Annotated in this window: 12 protein-coding genes; 3 read left to right on the top strand and 9 right to left on the bottom strand. The window is 73.7% G+C overall.

The window, feature by feature from the left end:
- Positions 1 to 181 precede the first annotated feature (181 nt).
- Complete coding sequence (gene lepA / locus ACI2LW_RS30715) at positions 182 to 2,050, bottom strand: translation elongation factor 4 (RefSeq protein WP_404734516.1); 1,869 nt, start codon at positions 2,048 to 2,050, stop codon at positions 182 to 184.
- 242 nt (positions 2,051 to 2,292) lie between these two features.
- Here lepA and rpsT point away from each other — a divergent pair, with 242 nt between their 5' ends.
- Positions 2,293 to 2,559 carry a 30S ribosomal protein S20 gene (gene rpsT, locus ACI2LW_RS30710; protein WP_015660447.1) on the top strand — a complete coding sequence of 89 codons (267 nt, stop codon included), beginning with the start codon at positions 2,293 to 2,295 and terminating at the stop codon, positions 2,557 to 2,559.
- A gap of 256 nt (positions 2,560 to 2,815) precedes the next feature.
- On the opposite strand, the gene holA is transcribed toward rpsT, so the two are convergent.
- From holA to leuS, 8 genes are all read right to left on the bottom strand, one after another.
- The gene (gene holA / locus ACI2LW_RS30705) at positions 2,816 to 3,805 is read right to left on the bottom strand and encodes a DNA polymerase III subunit delta (protein ID WP_404734515.1); all 990 of its coding nucleotides are present in this window, start codon (positions 3,803 to 3,805) and stop codon (positions 2,816 to 2,818) included.
- A gap of 57 nt (positions 3,806 to 3,862) precedes the next feature.
- Positions 3,863 to 4,108 carry a hypothetical protein gene (locus ACI2LW_RS30700; RefSeq protein WP_404734514.1) on the bottom strand — a complete coding sequence of 82 codons (246 nt, stop codon included), beginning with the start codon at positions 4,106 to 4,108 and terminating at the stop codon, positions 3,863 to 3,865.
- Positions 4,109 to 4,135: 27 nt separating this feature from the next.
- On the bottom strand, positions 4,136 to 4,963 hold the full coding sequence (locus tag ACI2LW_RS30695) for an arylamine N-acetyltransferase (protein ID WP_404734513.1): 828 nt from the start codon (positions 4,961 to 4,963) through the stop codon (positions 4,136 to 4,138).
- A 66-nt stretch (positions 4,964 to 5,029) separates the two neighbouring features.
- Complete coding sequence (locus ACI2LW_RS30690) at positions 5,030 to 7,669, bottom strand: ComEC/Rec2 family competence protein (RefSeq protein ID WP_404734512.1); 2,640 nt, start codon at positions 7,667 to 7,669, stop codon at positions 5,030 to 5,032.
- A complete protein-coding gene (locus ACI2LW_RS30685) occupies positions 7,666 to 8,436 on the bottom strand; it encodes a helix-hairpin-helix domain-containing protein (protein ID WP_404734511.1) in 771 nt (256 codons plus the stop codon). Before ACI2LW_RS30685 ends, ACI2LW_RS30690 begins: the two co-directional genes overlap by 4 nt.
- Positions 8,437 to 9,693: 1,257 nt before the next feature.
- Positions 9,694 to 10,539, bottom strand: a complete 846-nt coding sequence (locus ACI2LW_RS30680) for a DegV family protein (RefSeq protein ID WP_404734510.1) — start codon at positions 10,537 to 10,539, stop codon at positions 9,694 to 9,696.
- Positions 10,540 to 10,611: 72 nt separating this feature from the next.
- Positions 10,612 to 11,364 carry a hypothetical protein gene (locus tag ACI2LW_RS30675; protein ID WP_404734509.1) on the bottom strand — a complete coding sequence of 251 codons (753 nt, stop codon included), beginning with the start codon at positions 11,362 to 11,364 and terminating at the stop codon, positions 10,612 to 10,614.
- Positions 11,365 to 11,544: 180 nt separating this feature from the next.
- On the bottom strand, positions 11,545 to 14,424 hold the full coding sequence (leuS, locus tag ACI2LW_RS30670) for a leucine--tRNA ligase (RefSeq protein ID WP_404734508.1): 2,880 nt from the start codon (positions 14,422 to 14,424) through the stop codon (positions 11,545 to 11,547).
- A 436-nt stretch (positions 14,425 to 14,860) separates the two neighbouring features.
- Here leuS and ACI2LW_RS30665 point away from each other — a divergent pair, with 436 nt between their 5' ends.
- Together ACI2LW_RS30665 and ACI2LW_RS30660 are read left to right on the top strand one after the other, a co-directional pair.
- Positions 14,861 to 16,168 carry a cytochrome b/b6 domain-containing protein gene (locus ACI2LW_RS30665; protein WP_404734507.1) on the top strand — a complete coding sequence of 436 codons (1,308 nt, stop codon included), beginning with the start codon at positions 14,861 to 14,863 and terminating at the stop codon, positions 16,166 to 16,168.
- Positions 16,165 to 17,781 (top strand): NADH-ubiquinone oxidoreductase-F iron-sulfur binding region domain-containing protein, encoded by a 1,617-nt coding sequence (locus ACI2LW_RS30660; protein WP_404734506.1) that lies wholly within the window; start codon positions 16,165 to 16,167, stop codon positions 17,779 to 17,781. The genes ACI2LW_RS30665 and ACI2LW_RS30660 overlap by 4 nt, the downstream gene beginning before the upstream one ends.
- The last annotated feature ends 113 nt before the right edge of the window (positions 17,782 to 17,894 follow it).

Raw genomic sequence — 17,894 nt, 5'->3', positions numbered from 1 at the left:
GTAACTATCGAGCAGGGATCAGAGTAAAGGCCGTCCGGCCACCGCGTAAGGGTCTGTGGCCTGTCACTTCCTACAGACAGCGACCGCCCGCACGCACAGGGGCCCGCCGCACTTTCGTGCGACGGGCCCCTTTTCCACCGGTTTGCCCGGGCGTCGCGCTCCACGGAGGGACGGCCGCCGGTTACTTCTTGCCCTTGGCCGGTCCCGCGCTGTCATCGCTGGAGAGCACCGCGATGAAGGCCTCCTGCGGAACTTCCACGGAACCCACCATCTTCATCCGCTTCTTGCCCTCCTTCTGCTTCTCCAGCAGCTTCCGCTTGCGGGAGATGTCACCGCCGTAGCACTTGGCGAGGACGTCCTTGCGGATGGCGCGGATGGTCTCGCGGGCGATCACCCGGGAGCCGATGGCGGCCTGCACCGGCACCTCGAAGTTCTGCCGCGGGATGAGCTCCTTGAGCTTGGCGACGAGCCGGACCCCGTAGGCGTACGCCTGGTCCTTGTGGGTGATCGCGGAGAAGGCGTCCACCTTGTCGCCGTGCAGCAGGATGTCGACCTTGACCAGGCTCGAGGACTGCTCGCCCGTGGGCTCGTAGTCGAGGGAGGCGTAGCCGCGGGTCTTGGACTTCAGCTGGTCGAAGAAGTCGAAGACGATCTCGGCGAGCGGCAGGGTGTAGCGGATCTCGACCCGGTCCTCGGAGAGGTAGTCCATGCCGAGGAGGGTGCCGCGCCGGGTCTGGCACAGCTCCATGATCGCGCCGATGAACTCGGTGGGCGCGAGGATCGTGGCCCGCACGACCGGCTCGTACACCTCGGCGATCTTGCCCTCGGGGAACTCGCTCGGGTTCGTCACCGTGTGCTCGGTGCCGTCCTCCATGATCACGCGGTAGACCACGTTGGGGGCGGTGGCGATCAGGTCGAGCCCGAACTCGCGCTCGAGGCGCTCGCGGATCACGTCGAGGTGCAGCAGGCCGAGGAAGCCGACGCGGAAGCCGAAGCCGAGGGCCGCGGAGGTCTCCGGCTCGTAGACCAGCGCGGCGTCGTTGAGCTGGAGCTTGTCCAGTGCCTCGCGCAGCTCGGGGTAGTCGGAGCCGTCCAGCGGATACAGGCCCGAGAACACCATCGGCTTGGGGTCCTTGTAGCCGCCGAGGGCCTCCTGGGCGCCCTTGGCCTGGCTGGTGACGGTGTCGCCGACCTTGGACTGGCGGACGTCCTTCACACCGGTGATGAGGTAGCCCACCTCGCCGACGCCCAGGCCGTCGGCCGGCAGCATCTCGGGCGAGTTGGTGCCGATCTCCAGCAGCTCGTGGGTGGCGCCGGTGGACATCATCCGGATCCGCTCGCGCTTGTTGAGCTGCCCGTCGATCACCCGGACGTACGTCACGACGCCCCGGTAGGAGTCGTAGACCGAGTCGAAGATCATCGCGCGGGCGGGGGCGTCCGCGACGCCGACCGGGGCGGGGATCTTCTCCACCACCCGGTCCAGCAGCGCCTCGACGCCCAGTCCGGTCTTGGCGGAGACCTTCAGCACCTCGTCCGGGTCGCAGCCGATGAGGTTCGCCAGCTCCTCGGCGAACTTCTCCGGCTGCGCGGCCGGCAGGTCGATCTTGTTGAGCACCGGGATGATCGTGAGGTCGTTCTCCATCGCCAGGTAGAGGTTGGCAAGGGTCTGCGCCTCGATGCCCTGGGCGGCGTCGACGAGGAGGATGGTCCCCTCGCAGGCGGCCAGCGACCGCGAGACCTCGTACGTGAAGTCCACGTGCCCCGGGGTGTCGATCATGTTCAGGATGTGCGTGCTGCCGGGGTCGTGGGTGGGGGCCCACGGCAGCCGCACCGCCTGGGACTTGATCGTGATGCCGCGCTCGCGCTCGATGTCCATGCGGTCGAGGTACTGAGCGCGCATCTGCCGCTGCTCCACCACGCCGGTCAGCTGGAGCATCCGGTCGGCGAGCGTGGACTTGCCGTGGTCGATGTGCGCGATGATGCAGAAATTGCGGATCAGAGCCGGGTCGGTACGGCTCGGCTCGGGCACATGGGTTGGGGTCGCGGGCACGCAGGGTCCTGATTCTTGAGGCGTCCGCATACGTGTGCTTGTGCGTCTGCGGTCTCGGGTCGGATCGATACGTAGTCTCCATGGTCCCACGGACGGGGACCGGGGACGGGTTTGGGCCACCGGACGGGCCGCTGCTAGTGTGGGGGGCTGTGTCTCATGCCCTCTCAGCGCGAGACACCCCTCAAGAAATCACCGGTTACGGGTCCCTCGCGGCCCCGTGCCAGACCTGAAAAGGCTCATTCGTGGCGAACATCAAGTCCCAGATCAAGCGGATCAAGACCAACGAGAAGGCCCGGCTGCGCAACAAGGCCGTCAAGTCCTCCCTGAAGACCGCGATCCGCAAGGCCCGCGAGGCCGCTGCCGCGGGTGACGTGGAGAAGGCCACCGAGTACCAGCGCGCCGCCGCGCGTCAGCTCGACAAGGCCGTCTCCAAGGGCGTCATCCACAAGAACCAGGCCGCCAACAAGAAGTCGGCGCTGGCTTCCAAGGTCGCGTCCCTCAAGGGCTGAACCCCTTCCTTGATCTGACCGCCGGGAGGAGCAAGGGCGGGCCCTCTCTCATCCGCCCCCGACCGGCATCCCGGATCCGCGCGCGGCCTGCGTTCGCCACGCGGGCGCGGATCCAGACGGCGTGAACCGTGGGCCCCGGTGCCCGTCCCTTCCCCAGGGACGGGCACCGGGGCCTTCGGCATGCCGCCGTTCCGGGTGTGTTCCGGGTGCGTTCCCGGTGGGGCCGGGCGGGGGCGCGGGGGCCCTCGCGCCGGTTCTAGGCCCGGCCCCGTGAACGGGCCGCGCGGGCGATCGTCACGACCGCCTTCTCCAGGGCGTACTCCGGGTCGTCGCCGCCGCCCTTCACCCCCGCGTCGGCCTCGGCCACCGCGCGCAGGGCCACGGACACCCCGTCCGGCGTCCAGCCCCGCATCTGCTGCCGCACCCGGTCCACCTTCCACGGCGGCATACCGAGCTCCCGGGCCAGATCGGCCGGCCGGCCGCCCCGCGCGGACATCAGCCTGCCGATGCCCCGCACGCCCTGCGCCAGGGCGCTGGTGATCATCACCGGTGCCACGCCCGTCGCCAGCGACCAGCGCAGCGCCTCCAGCGCCTCCGCCGCCCGGCCCTCGACGGCCCGGTCGGCGACGGTGAAGCTGGAGGCCTCGGCGCGCCCGGTGTAGTACCGCCCGACCACGGCCTCGTCGACGGTGCCCTCGACGTCCGCGACCAGCTGGGCCACCGCCGACGCCAGCTCCCGCAGATCGCTGCCGATCGCGTCCACCAGCGCCTGGCAGGCCTCCGGCGTCGCCGACCGGCCGAGGACCCGGAACTCGCCCCGGACGAACGCCAGCCGGTCGGCCGGCTTGGTCATCTTCGGGCAGGCCACCTCACGCGCCCCCGCCTTGCGCGCGGCGTCGAGCAGTCCCTTGCCCTTGGCGCCGCCCGCGTGCAGCAGCACCAGCGTGATCTCCTCGGCGGGCGCCGTCAGGTACGCCTTCACGTCCTTGACCGTGTCGGCCGACAGATCCTGCGCGTTGCGCACGACCACGACCTTGCGCTCGGCGAACAGCGAGGGGCTCGTCAGCTCGGCCAGGGTGCCGGGCTGCAACTGGTCCGGGGTCAGGTCCCGCACGTCCGTGTCCGGGTCGGCGGCCCGCGCGGCGGCCACCACCTCCCGCACGGCACGGTCCAGCAGCAGCTCCTCCTGCCCGACGGCGAGCGTCAGGGGAGCGAGGGGGTCGTCGTTCGCGTTCTTCCTGGCCATCGCGACAAGCATCCCACGCACCACCGACAACGGGCGGGGGCGGTGCGGAACCCCCGGCTACGGCTCCTCGCGCCAGCCCTCCCACTCGCCGGCGAACTCGTCCAGCCGCCGCGGGTCGAGCCGGCCCTCCTCGTCGCGCACGAGGACGAGCCACTGGGCGTCCTCGGCGTCGTCCTCACCGGCCAGCGCGTCGCGGACGATCCTCGGCTCCTCCGCGACCGCGAACCGCTCCTCGAGGGCCCGCGCCGCCTCCTCCGCGGCGTCCCGGTCGGGCAGCACCAGCACATGTCTCACATCGCTCACGCCCGCCATTCTCCGGCAGGGCCCCGGTCACCGTTGTGGGGCCCTCAGCACCGGGACGGAGTCGAGTGCGATGCCGAACCGGTCCCGGTACACCGCCAGCACCTCCTCGTCACGGTCGAGCTCCCGCGCCTCCCGGGAGCCGTCGGGCGCCGTCGTGGTCAGCGTGCGGCCGCCGAGGGTGATCCGCCCGCCGTCCCCGGTGAGGCGGGAGCACACCAGCGAGCGGGTGAAGTGCGAGGACGGCGAGGTGCTGTGCCACCACGCCCCGGCGGCGAAGTCCGCGAGGGCGCGCGGCCGCAGCTCCAGCCGGTACTGACGCTCGCCGTCGCGTACGACGTCCAGGTCCCCGCACGACGCGGCGGCGCCGGAGGCCGGGTCGTCCCCGGCCGGCACCGCGGCGATGCGCAGGGTGCCGCCGGGGTCCACCTGCTCGCCCCGTTCCCCGAAGGCGAGCGGGTAGTGGCTCAGCGCCCCGAAGCCCACGTCGGCCAGCCAGTCCCCGCCGTCCACCGTCCGCACCCGCAGCGCGAGGTGGTCGTAGGGGATCCCCAGCCTGCCCCCTTCCCCGTACACCCGGCCCGCCAGCAGCGCCACCTCGAAGCCGAGCGCGGCCAGCAGCGCCGCGAACGCCCCGTTGAGTTCGTAGCAGAACCCACCGCGGCGCGCCCCCACCACCTTCTCCAGCAGCCGCTCCTCCACCAGCTCGATCGGCTCCCCGAGGTGGACCGACAGGTTCTCGAAGGGCACGGCCCGCAGGTGCCGCAGCTGCAGCTCCCGCAGCGCGGCGGAGGTCGGCGCGGCCGGGTGCCCGGCACCGAGGCGGCGGAGGTAGTCGTCGACAGTCGCGGCATCCATCCCCTCAGTCTCCCGTCCCGCGCCGCCCCGGACGCGACCGGCCACCGCGGTACGGCAGGCAGGCCCTCAGTCCCGCGCCACCCGCATCCGCTCCCCCGCCCCCGTGACCGCGACCGCGCCGTCGCGGTCGGTGCGCAGCACCAGGGCGCCCCGGGCGCGCAGTGCGGCGACGGTGCGGGGCGCCGGGTGCCCGTACGGGTTGTCGGCGCCCACGGAGATCAGGGCCAGCCGCGGTGAGACCAGGCGTATGAGGTCCGGGTCCTGGTGGGCCGAGCCGTGGTGGGCGACCTTCAGCACGTCCACGCCGGCCAGCTCCGCGGCGGCGGGCGAGCGCAACAGGGCCTGCTGGGCCGGGGGTTCCAGGTCGCCGAGCAGCAGCAGCCGCAGTCCGCCGGAGTCGACCAGCAGCGTCACGCTGGCGTCGTTGGGGTCGTCCGGCGCGGGTGCGGGGTCCGGCGGCGGCCACAGGACCCGCCAGGTCAGGTCGCCGCCCGCGCGGGCCTCCTCTCCGGCGACGGCACGGGTCAGCGGGACGCCCCGCGCGGCGGCCTCCTTCCGTACGAACCATGCCTGTTCGGGTGGTTCCTCGTACCCGGTGGCCGCGATGGCGGCGACCGCGCGTCCGCGCAGCACACCCGGCAGCCCGCCCACGTGGTCGGCGTGGAAGTGGGTGAGCAGGAGCAGGGGGATCCTCGTGACGCCGAGCCGGCGCAGGCAGCGGTCCACCCGTACCGGGTCGGGTCCGGCGTCCACGACGACCGCGCTGGCCGGCCCCGCGGCCAGCGCCGTGGCGTCACCCTGGCCCACGTCGCACATCGCGTACCGCCAGCCCGGGGGCGGCCAGCCCGTGATCACCCTGGTCAGCGGTGGGGGCTGGACCACGACCAGCAGGAACAGCAGCGCACAGACACCGCACAGCCAGGGATGCCGCGGCAGCCTCCGGCCCACCGCCACGACCGCGACCGTGGCGAGGGCCAGCAGCAGCGCCCCGGTCCAGCTCCCCGGCCAGTCCACTCCCCCACCGGGCAACGCCGCCCCCGCCCTGGCCACGTCCGCGATCCACCGGGTGGGCCAGCCCGCGCACCACGCCAGGGCCTTCGCCACCGGCATCGCGGCCGGGGCGGTCGCCAGGGCGGTGAAGCCGAGCACAGTGGCCGGGGCCACCGCGGCCTCCGCGAGGAGGTTGCACGGCACGGCCACCAGGCTCACCCGGGCCGACAGCACGGCGATCACCGGGGCGCACACCGCCTGCGCGGCAGCCGCCGCGGCCAGCGCCTCGGCCGGCCGGCCCGGCACCCGGCGCCGGCGCAGCGCGGTGCTCCAGCGGGGCGCGAGGGTGAGCAGGGCGCCGGTGGCCAGCACCGACAGCAGAAAGCCGTAACTACGGGCGAGCCAGGGGTCGTTGAGCACCAGGAGCAGTACGGCCGTCGCCAGGGCCGGGATCAGCGATCTGCGGCGCCCGGTCGCCAGGGCGAGCAGGACGACGGCTCCGCAGGCGGCGGCACGCAGCACGCTCGGGTCCGGCCGGCAGACGACGACGAATCCCAGGGTCAGTGCTCCCCCGAGCAGCGCGGTCGTCCGCAACGGGAGACCGAGCCCCGCCGCCAGCCCCCGGCGCTCGGCCCGCGATGCCAGTCCCGGCGGGCCGATGAGCAGGGCGAGCAGGACGGTGAGGTTGCTCCCGGAGACGGCCAGCAGATGCGCGAGGTCGGTCTCCTTGAACGCCTCGTCCAGGTCGGGCGGGATGCGCGAGGTGTCGCCGACGACCAGGCCCGGCAGCAGCGCCCGCGCGTCGGCCGGGAGTCCGTCGGTCGCCGCGCGCAGTCCGGAGCGCAGCCGGCCCGCCAGCCGCTGCGGCGCGGAGGGCCCTTCGACGATCTCGGGGGCCGCCCGGTCCGGGACCCGCAGCACCGCCGCCACCCGGTCACCGCCCGTGGTGGGCGGCACCAGCCGGGCCGTCACCTTCAGGCGCGTGGAGGGCAGCAGTCCGAGCCAGGGCGAGGACGAGGGCGAGTGCGGTGAAGGTGACGGTGGCGGTGGCGGGTGGGGCGGCGGAAACCGGGGCGGGAGGCCGCCGGACCGGGCCCCGCTGCCCCTGGTACCGGGGCCGGCCCTGGCACCGGTGCTGACGAGGATCAGTACCGGCGTACGGGTCGCGGTGGCCCCCGCCGCGCCCTCCCGCGCGACGCGCCGCACCTCGGCCCCGATCAGCACCGCGGCGGGTGGCGTCCGGTCGCCTCCCGCCCGTGGGTGGACGAGACGCGGGTCGGAGGTCAGCTCCACCTCGGCGGTCACCGTGGCGGACTGCCGGGCCAGGCCGGGCACCGGCCCGCGCCGTACGTCCGCCGCGTGCAGCCCGGCACTGGCTCCGGCAGCGGCGGCGCTCAGCAGCACGGCGGCCAGCGACACCCGGCCGAACCGGGCCCTTCGCCCCGCGTCCCCTGCGCGTCGCCGACGGCGGGCGAGCAGGAGCACGCCGGCCACGGCCGCGCACACCACCACGGCGGTCAGCCCCGCCGGCGGTGCGTCCAGTGCCAGGGCCGCCGTCGCCCAGGCCGCCAGGGCGGGCGGGACCAGCCGCAGGTCCGCGGGTCCCTCCTGCCGGGGATGGGCGGCGCCGAGCCGGCTGCCGGAAGCCGCGTGCACCGGCGGGCGCGCGCGGGGCGCGGGGACCGTGGGGCGGGGGAGCGTGGGCCGGCGGGTCATGGTGCGACCAGATCGCGCAGGTCGGCGAAACGGCGGTTGCCGATGCCGTTGACCTGACGGAGTTCGTCCACCGAACGGAAGCCGCCGTGCCGGGTGCGGTAGTCCACGATGTGCCGGGCCAGCACCGGGCCGACACCCGGCAGCGTTTCCAGCTGCTCCGCGGTCGCCGTGTTCAGGGAGACGGGAGCGGTGGGGCCGGGCACGCCGCCACCCGCCGTACCGGCGCCCGTCGTACCGGCGCCCGTCGTACCGGCGCCCGTCGTACCGGCGCCGCCCGCGGCCGCGGGCGGGCCGCCGACGACGATCTGCTCGCCGTCGACGAGGAAGCGGGCCCGGTTGAGCCCGTCGGTGCGCGTGCCGGGCCGCACCCCGCCCGCCGCGCGCAACGCGTCGGCGACCCGCGCACCCGCCGCCAGGCGGTGGATCCCGGGGCGGCGGACCTTGCCGCTGACGTCCACCACGATCTGCGGGCCGGTGGCCGGAGCGCCGGGTGCGGTGCCCCGGCCACCGGGCCCTCCCGGCTGCGGCGCCGCGGCCCGTACGACGTCCGGGGCCGGCACGGGCTGGGTGCGGCCGGTCCAGAAGTGCTGCACGGCCAGGGCGACGGCCAGGACCAGCACGGCCGTGAGGGCGAGCACGCTCCTGCGCTCGAGGCCGCACCGCGTCTGCAGCCACAGCGGCAGCCGCTCCCGCACCGCGAGTCCCGCCCGGGCCCGCCAGGCCTCCAGGGGCCCGGGGCCCGAGGCCGGCCCGGCTCCGCGCGGCACGTCCCCGCCAAGGACGGCCTCCGGCCCCCGGCCGGGATCCGTCTCCCGGCCGGTATCCGGTCCACCGTCGGCATCCGGTCCACCGTCGGCATTGGGCTGCCGGGCGGCGGCGTCCGCCACCCGGCCGGAGGGCGCTTCCCGGGAACCTCGGCGGGCATCCGGCTTCCGGGCGGCGGCCGTCCCCCGGACAACGGCCGTGGGCAGGCCGACGCCCGCCGCGGGGGTTCCGGCGTCGGGCGTCGCGGACCGGGCGGCGGCCACGACGCGGGTGGCGGCCGTGGCCCGGGTCCCGGCTTCGGGAGCCACGCCCGGGACCGCGGGGGCGGCAGCCCCGGCCGGACGTCGGCCGTCGGCGTCCACGGCGGCTCCCACTTCGCGCATCCCGGCTCCGGGCGGCGCGGCGGCCGTTCGCAGGACCTTCCGCCGCACCGCACGGTGCGGGTCCGCGTACACGTGCCGATGCGTGTCCGGATGTGCACCCGGACCCACGTCCACGCGTGTGTCGGCAGGCGCGTCCGGACGCGGACCTGCACCCACGTTCGTGCCCGCACCCACACCTCCACCCACGGCCGTGCCCGCACCCGGATCCACGTCCGTGCCCGCACGCCCGCCCGGCTGCACGTCCGGAGGCGTACCCCGGCGCGCCCAGGACGGCGTGCGCCGTGCGGGTCGTAGCCGGGACGGGGGCACAGGCCCCGGCCGTGGCCGCTCGGGGCGGGCATCGGGCGGGGCGTCCGCCGCCGGGACCGGCGGGCCGCTCCCCGATTCCCGCGGCGGCCTCCGTGCCGCCGTCTCCGGCTCCGCCGGCCCGCCGGGGTGTTCGGAGAAGAGCGCGGCCGCGCGCCGGCGCAGGTCCTCGGCCGGCTCACGGCGGTGGCGGGGGCCGCGCCCGACGGCCGGGCGGCGGTGGCGGGTGCGGCCGTCCGAGGCCGGGGCGCGGCCCGGGCCGCTGGTCGCGGTGGGTGTGCGTGAGCGTGAACGAAGTGCCATGCCGGCAGCATCGGGCACCCTCCGCACTTCGCGATGATCTTGCTCGATTCCGGTGGACTACCGCCCGGTTGTGGAAAACTCCGTCACCCGTACGAGCTAACCGATCGTCCGGCCTGTTGATCGTCCGGCCAACCGGCCAACCGCCGACCGGCAGGCCGACCGACCGACCCGCCGACAGCGAACCGGCCGACCGGCCGACCAGCCGACCGGCAAACCGGCCGACCGGTCACAGACATCAGCCATCGGCACGTCGCATCGCCCACCCCGCTAACGGGGCGACACCACGACGCCCAGCAGCCCGGGCCCGGTATGCGCTCCGATGACCGCGCCGACCTCGCTGACGTGCAGGTCCGCCAGCCCGGGCACCCGTGTGCGCAGCCGGTCCGCGAGGGCCGTCGCGCGGTCGGGGGCGGCGAGGTGGTGGACGGCGATGTCGACCTCGCCGCCGGCCGCGCGCTCGGCCGCGATCTCCTCCAGCCGGGCGATCGCCTTCGAAGCCGTCCGCACCTTCTCCAGCGGCTCGATGCGTCCGCCGTGCAGCTGGAGCAGCGGCTTCACGGCGAGCGCGGAACCGAGCAGGGCCTGCGCCGCGCCGATACGGCCGCCGCGGCGCAGATAGTCGAGGGTGTCGACGTAGAAGTAGGCGGAGGTGCCCCCGGCGCGCTTCTCCGCGGCCATGACCGCCTCGTCCACCGTGCCGCCCGCCTCGGCCGTGCGGGCCGCCGACAGGGCGCAGAAGCCGAGCGCCATCGCGATCATCCCGGTGTCCACCACGCGCACCGGCACCGGCGCCCGGCGGGCGGCGAGGACCGCCGCGTCGTAGGTCCCCGACAGCTCGGCGGACAGGTGCAGGGAGACGATGCCGCTCGCTCCGGACTCCGCGACCCTGCGGTAGGTCTCGGCGAAGAGCTCGGGGCTGGGGCGCGAGGTGGTGACGGGCCGGCGCTTCTGCAGTGCCTGGGCCAGCGAGCGGGTCGAGATCTCGGTGCCCTCCTCGAGCGCCCGGTCGCCGAGGACCACGGTCAGGGGTACCGCGGTGATGCCGTGCCGCTCCATCGTCCGTGGCGGCAGGTAGGCCGTTGAATCGGTGACGATCGCGACATGGCGGGACATGAGCTGGAGGTTACCTGCCGTAGTGCCCCGGCGGCAGCCCAGCCCCGCCCACCGGGTGGTCCGGTGGCCGGATCAAGTCGTGCTCTCGGGGCGGGCCTTCTTCTGCCAGGGGTACGCGGAACGGGGTCCGGGCGGGGTGATGGCGGGCCGGGGCTGCTCCGGGGCGGCGCCCGCACGGGAGCCCTCGGGCCAGGACCGCCGGTCGTCGGCCCCGGCCTGGTCACCGGCCGGGGCCTCGGGCCACGGCGGTGCGGCGGCCCGGGTAGCGCCCGGGGTCTCGACGCCGGTCCAGTGGCGCAGGGCGCCGGCCTCCAGGTCGATCTGGGCGCTCAGCGAGTCCAGGTCGTCGTCGGCGAAGCGGCGGGCGCGGTCGCGGGCCGCCCAGCGCAGCGCGTCGGCCGACCCCGTGATGCGCCGGGTGCGTTCGCGCAGCCCCGGAAGCCGCTCGGCGAGCGTGGCCCGGTCCGGCTCGGCCTCCAGGCGCCTGAGCTCGCCGTCCAGTTCCCGCCCGTGCGCGCTGAGGCGCTCGAACAGGGCCACGGACTCCTTCAGGGACTCGTCCTCGCGCGCCCCCGCGTACAGGGCGTCCTGGGTGGCGCGCATGGAGGTGCGCAGCGACAGCCGCAGCTGGGCGAGCTCGCCCGCGGGACCGGTCTGGACGAGGGACCGGGCCCGCAGTGTGTGGTCCTCCACCGTGCGGCGGGCCTGCTCGATGGTGCGGTCCACGCCGCGCTTGGCGGCGCCCACCGCCTTCACGGTCGCGTACACACCGAGCACCAGGCAGAGCACGAAGAGCACCACGAACACTGCGAGAACTGCTTCCACGGCGCTCCTCCTCCGGTCCCGGCGGCACGGGCCGCTCCGCTTCCCCACGGTAAACGACGGCGGGCAGGCCGGGGTTCCAGAAAAACCCCGAACCTGCCCGTAGGGGACCACCCGGAGACGGCCGCACCACCCGGACCAGCCGAAAAAGTGTCCGGCCCCGGTCGTCGAACCGTCACACCCTCACGCCGGCACGATGTTCACCAGCTTCGGCGCCCGCACGATCACCTTCCGGATCCCCGCGCCGCCCAGCGCCGCGACGACCTTCTCGTCGGCCAGCGCGGCCTTCTCCAGCTCCTCCTCGGAGATGGACGGCGGGACCTCCAGGCGGGCCTTGACCTTGCCCTTGACCTGCACCACGCAGGTCACGGTCTCGTCCACGACGTACGCCGGGTCGGCGACCGGGAAGTCCTGGTGGACGACCGAGCCGGTGCGGCCCAGCCGGTGCCACAGTTCCTCGGCGACGTGCGGGGCCAGCGGCGCGATCATCAGCACCAGCGGCTCGGCGACCGAGCGGGGCACCGGGCCGCCCGCCTTGGTCAGGTGGTTGTTCAGCTCGGTGACCTTGGCGATGGCGGTGTTGAAGCGCAGGCCCTCCAGGTCCTGGCGCACGCCGTCGATCGCCTTGTGCAGGGCGCGCAGCGTCTCCTCGTCGGGCTCGGCGTCCGAGACGGTGACCTCGCCGGTGGTCTCGTCGACGATGTTGCGCCACAGCCGCTGCAGCAGCCGGTACTGGCCGACCACCGCGCGGGTGTCCCACGGCCGGGACACGTCCAGCGGGCCCATCGCCATCTCGTACAGGCGCAGCGTGTCGGCGCCGTACTCGGCGCAGATCTCGTCCGGTGTGACCGCGTTCTTCAGGGACTTGCCCATCTTGCCCAGCAGCCGGGTGACCTTCTCGCCCTGGTACCAGTAGGCGCCGTCGCGCTCCTCCACCTCGGCGGCCGGCACCGCGATGCCGCGGCTGTCCCGGTAGACGTAGGCCTGGATCATGCCCTGGTTGAACAGCTTGTGGAACGGCTCCGCGGAGGAGACGTGCCCCAGGTCGTACAGGACCTTGGACCAGAAGCGGGCGTACAGCAGGTGCAGCACGGCGTGCTCGGCGCCGCCGACGTACAGGTCGACGCCGCCGTGCGGCATGCCCTCGCGCGGGCCCATCCAGTAGCGCTCGATCTCCGGGTCGACCAGCCGCTCGGTGTTGTGCGGGTCCAGGTAGCGGAACTCGTACCAGCAGGAACCGGCCCAGTTGGGCATGGTGTTGGTCTCGCGCCGGTACTTCTTCGGCCCGTCGCCCAGGTCCAGGGTGACGTTGACCCACTCCTCGTTGCGCGACAGCGGGGTCTCGGGCTGGGTGTCGGCGTCGTCCGGGTCGAAGGTGCGCGGGCTGTAGTCCTCGACCTCGGGCAGCTCCAGCGGCAGCATCGACTCGGGCAGCGCGTGGGCGACGCCCTCCTCGTCGTAGACGATCGGGAAGGGCTCGCCCCAGTAGCGCTGTCGGCTGAACAGCCAGTCACGCAGGCGGAAGTTGACGGTGCCCTCGCCGATGCCCTTGCGCTCCAGCCACTCGGTGACGCGCGCCTTGGCCTCGACGACGCCCAGGCCGTCCAGGCTGACGCCCTCGCCGCTGGAGTTGACGATCTTCGCGTCGTACGACACGAAGGCCTCGTCCCACGTCGAGGTGTCGGTGCCCCGGCCGTCGGTCGGCTCGACCACGCAGGCGATCGGCAGCTCGAAGGCGCGCGCGAACTCGAAGTCGCGCGTGTCGTGCGCCGGGACGGCCATGATCGCGCCGGTGCCGTAGCCCATCAGGACGTAGTCGGCGATGAACACGGGGATCCGCTCGCCGTTGACCGGGTTGGTGGCGTAGGCGCCGATGAAGACACCGGTCTTGTCCTTGGCCTCGGCCTGGCGCTCGACGTCCGACTTGGACGCGGCCTGCGCGCGGTAGGCGGCGACGGCCTCCGCCGGGGTCGCGTGGCCGCCGGTCCACACCTCGTGGGTGCCCTCGGGCCAGGCCTCGGGGGTGAACTTCTCCACCAGCGGGTGCTCGGGCGCCAGCACCATGTACGTCGCGCCGAACAGGGTGTCCGGGCGCGTGGTGAACACGGTGATCCGCTCGCCGTCGATCGGGAAGTCGACGCGGGCGCCCTCGGAGCGGCCGATCCAGTTGCGCTGCTGCAGCTTGATGGCCTCGGGCCAGTCCAGCTCCTCCAGGTCCTCCAGCAGCCGGTCGGCGTAGGCCGTGATGCGCATGTTCCACTGGCGCAGCTTGGCCTTGAAGACGGGGAAGTTGCCGCGCTCGGAGCGGCCGTCGGCGGTGACCTCCTCGTTGGCCAGCACGGTGCCCAGTCCGGGGCACCAGTTGACGGGCGCGTCGGAGGCGTAGGCCAGGCGGAACTCGCCCAGGACGTCGGCGCGCTCGGCGGCGCTCAGCTCGTGCCACCCGCGCGTGTGCCCGGGCACGGCGCGCTCGCCGGACTCGAACTGGGCGACCAGCTCGGAGATCGGCCGGGCCTTCCCGGCCTCCTCGTCGTACCAGGAGTTGAAGATCTGCAGGAAGATCCACTGGGTCCACTTGTAGTAGTCCGGGTCGATCGTGGCGAACGACCGGCGCTTGTCGTGGCCCAGGCCCAGCCGGCGCAGCTGGGACTTCATGTTCTCGATGTTGGCCTCGGTGGACACGCGCGGGTGCGTGCCGGTCTGCACGGCGTACTGCTCGGCGGGCAGGCCGAAGGCGTCGAAGCCCAGGGTGTGCAGCACGTTGTGGCCGGTCATGCGCTGGAACCGGGCGTAGACGTCGGTGGCGATGTAGCCCAGCGGGTGGCCGACGTGCAGGCCCGCACCGGACGGGTACGGGAACATGTCCATGATGAACTTCTTGGGCCGGGCCGCCAGCTCCGGGTCGCCGGCCAGGTCCCCGGTGGGGTTGGGCGCGGCGTAGGTGCCCTCGGCGTCCCAGAAGTCCTGCCAGCGTGCCTCGATCTCGGCCGCCATGGCGGCCGTGTAGCGGTGCGGCGCTGCCTCCGCCGGGGTGGCGGCGGCAGCGGGGTTCGTCTCGCTCATGATCCTCAAAGCTCCATCGATCGTCTTCGCCGACGCTGCGACTTCCGGAAATGAAAAATCCCCTCGCACAGGAGGGGACGCCGCGCCGATGCCGACCGTCCGAGTCGTCCGGAGGTCGGGACTGATCAGCGCGGCTCGCTAAGCAGAAGGCGTACGGCACGCATGGCGTCAGGGTACCGCAGCCGCCGCACGCGCCGCGACGGACATCCCCGGCGGCCGCCGGAGCGGCCTGGCGCGCCCGGATCCGGTTGTGGAGGTTCCGAAAACTTGACCGAAGTTCAAATGTTACCCGGCGTAACGGACCCTTTGCGGACATCGTGAACCCCGAGACTCGCTTTGATAACAACGCAATAACTCAAACGGGCTACTGCCTGGTTCGACTCCACTTAGAGTTCGTCGTCGGGACCGCTTTCCCGAACCGCTCGGAGTCGCCCCCATGAACCCTCGTCGCAGTAACAGCTCGCTTCCCAAACCCGGCCGCTCGGCCTACGGGATCGCGTCCGCTGTCGTCCTGCTCCTGATACCCGTGGTCGTGCTGTTCGGCGGCAACTGGCTCCAGGAGTTCCTCAACTTCGGAGCCGGCGTTCTGTCGCTGGTCTGCCTGACCTGCTCGGTGATCTGGGGTCTGGTCGCCCAGGACCGGATCTTCCTCAACATCCGGCAGCGCATCGTGGCCCAGGGCATCCACCGGGTGACCGCCGTGGCCTCCATCGCCTTCCTGCTGGTGCACATCACCATCAAGCTGGCCCTGGCGCACACCGTCTTCCTCGCTGCCGTGATCCCCTTCGGGCTCGGCGTCACGGGCAGCGCCGGCCTCATCGGCCTCGGGTCCCTGGCGGGCCTGCTGATGATCTTCGTGGGCGTCACGGGGGCGCTGCGCAACCAGTTCGCCTCCCCCGCGCCGGTCGCCGCGCGCTGGCGCGCGATGCACATGCTCGCCTACCCCGCCTGGTGCGCCGCGCTGATCCACGGCCTGTTCGCCGGGCGCCCGGCGAAGACCTTCTTCATGGTCTCCTACGAGCTGTGCGTGCTCGGGGTCATGGCCGCCCTGGCCCTGCGCGCGGCTCCGCGCCCGGTCAAGCGGAAGATCGCCGACCGGCTGGTCTCCGTCTTCGGCTCCGGGGAGCGGCCCGAGCTGGAGGACCTGGACGCGAGCCGGGCGAGGACCGAGTCCGCGCTGCCCGGCTACGAGGGCGCCCGCGCCGACCGGCCGGCCGCCGCGGCCACGACGGGCTCCCTGCCCCGCGTCCCGCGCCCCTCCTCCCCCCTGTACGACACCGCCGCGGCCGCGGGCGCCGAGCCCGCCGGCTTCGCCGCCGCCTACCGGACCGTGTCCACCCCGCAGAACGGCCGGCAGCCCTTCGCCGCCGACCAGACCGCGCGCATGGACGTGCCCTTCGACGCCCAGGCCACCGCGGCGATGCCCCGGGTGGAGGGCTCCGCCAGCACCTCGGGCAGCTGGCCGATCCCCTCCCCGCCGCCGGTCGGCGAGGCGCCGCCGTCGGCCTACGACCCGCTGAACGACACGGGATACAACATCCCGGCCTACAACAATTCCGGCACGGGCGGGTACGGCGGACGTGATGTGTACGACACCGGTGAGACGAACACGCTCTACGGCACGTACAACTCCAACGACACGTACAACACGAGCGGTCCCGCCAATGAAACAAACCCCGGTGCGCCCTACGACGCCCCGGGTTCGGGCGAACCTTGGAACATGCCTTCCGGAGGCTATAGGTGAACGAGGCCCTGCCCGACGTCCCGGAAGTCCGCGTGGTCGGGCTTCCCCAGCTCACGTCTGGCTTCGACCTTGTCGAACGACTCGATCTGCCCATGCATCTGAAGGTGCACGGGCCGCTTGAACCGATGGGCGGGGAGCAGCTCGCGCAGCTCTCCGAGGCCATCAACCTGAAGGGCCGCGGCGGCGCGGGCTTCCCCTTCCACAAGAAGCTGCGCTCGGTCGCCGAGGCGGCGATCAAGCGCGGCGTCCGGCCGGTGGTCGTGGTCAACGGAAGCGAGGACGAACCGGCCTGCCGCAAGGACACGGTGCTCATCAACCGTGCCCCGCACCTCATCCTGGACGGCGCGCTGCTGTGCGCGGAGGCCCTCGGTGCCCGCACGCTCGTGGTGGGGGTCACCCGGGAGTCCACCCAGCGCTCGATGGAGGCCGCGCTCGCCGAGCGCGGCCTGAGCAACAGCCGGCGCTCGGCGCTGCGCGCCAGTGTGCAGCGCAATCCGGTGCGCATGGTCACCGGCGCCGCGGCCTCGCTGATCCGCTCCATCGACGGCGGCCCGGCCATCCCGCCGGGCCGCAAGGTCAGCGCCTCGCAGAACGGCGTGGGCGGCGCGCCCACGCTGCTGTCCAACGCCGAGACGTTCGCCCAGCTCGCGATCGCCGCCCGGATCGGCCCCGAGCGCTACGGCAACACCGGCCTGTACGACGAGCCGGGCACCGTCATGCTGACGGTCTCCGGCGCCGTCGCCCGCCCGATGGTGATCGAGGTCCCCACGGGCGTGCCGCTGCGCTACGTCCTGCAGCTGGCCGGCGCACCGCCGGTGCCGCAGGGCGTGCTGACCGGCGGCTACCACGGCAAGTGGATCGACGCGGCGACCGTCAACGAGGCGATCGTCTCCCGCAACTCGCTGGACGCGGTGGGCGGTTCGCTCGGCGCGGGCGCCATCCTGCCGATCAGCCAGGAGACCTGCCCGCTGGGCGAGTCGCTCCAGGTGGCCAAGTGGCTGGCGGAGGAGAGCGCCGGGCAGTGCGGCCCCTGCTACCTCGGGCTGCCGGCCGCGGCGCGCGGCATGGAGGACATCCTCAACGGCGGCGGGCCGGCCGCGCTGGAGGCGCTGAAGCAGGTCGCCAAGAACGTCAAGCGGCGCGGCGCCTGCTCGCACCCCGACGGCTCGGCGATGTTCCTCGAGTCGACCATCAAGGCGTTCACCGACGACCTGGCCGCCCACGTCCTCGGCAACGGCTGCGGACGGCCCGTGGAGGGCGTGCTGCCGCTCTTCGAGGGGGGCAGGGCCCCGACGGGCATCCCGGGCGGCGGCGAGGCGCAGGAGGAGACCGGCGCGAGCCGGCAGAAGATCTTCGTCGACTGGACGCTGTGCCGGGGGCACGGCCTGTGCGCGGACATCCTGCCGGAGGTCTTCGAACTGGGCGCGGACGGCTTCCCGACCGTCGCCCAGGCCCAGGTGCCGCGGTACGCCGAGGCCAAGGCGCTGCGCGCCGTGCGCCGCTGCCCGGCGCTGGCCCTGCGCATCGAGGAGGGGGCCGCCCGGGACCGCGGCGCCCAGCGCAACCTGCCGGTGCTCTCCCAGGGCCGCGGACGCCGCGCCCTGGGCCGCTGAGCCGCACTCACGGCTGAGCCGCAGGCACGGCGGGCCGCCCGTTCCGGGTGGCCCGCCGCCCCGTTTCCGCCCGGCTCTCTCCCGCTCCCGCCCCGCCCCCGCATTCGGCGGCT

It is taken from the genome of Streptomyces sp. NPDC004065 (genome assembly GCF_044903565.1).
Lineage (GTDB): Bacteria > Actinomycetota > Actinomycetes > Streptomycetales > Streptomycetaceae > Streptomyces.
This window is presented reverse-complemented; position numbering and strand designations above follow the sequence as displayed.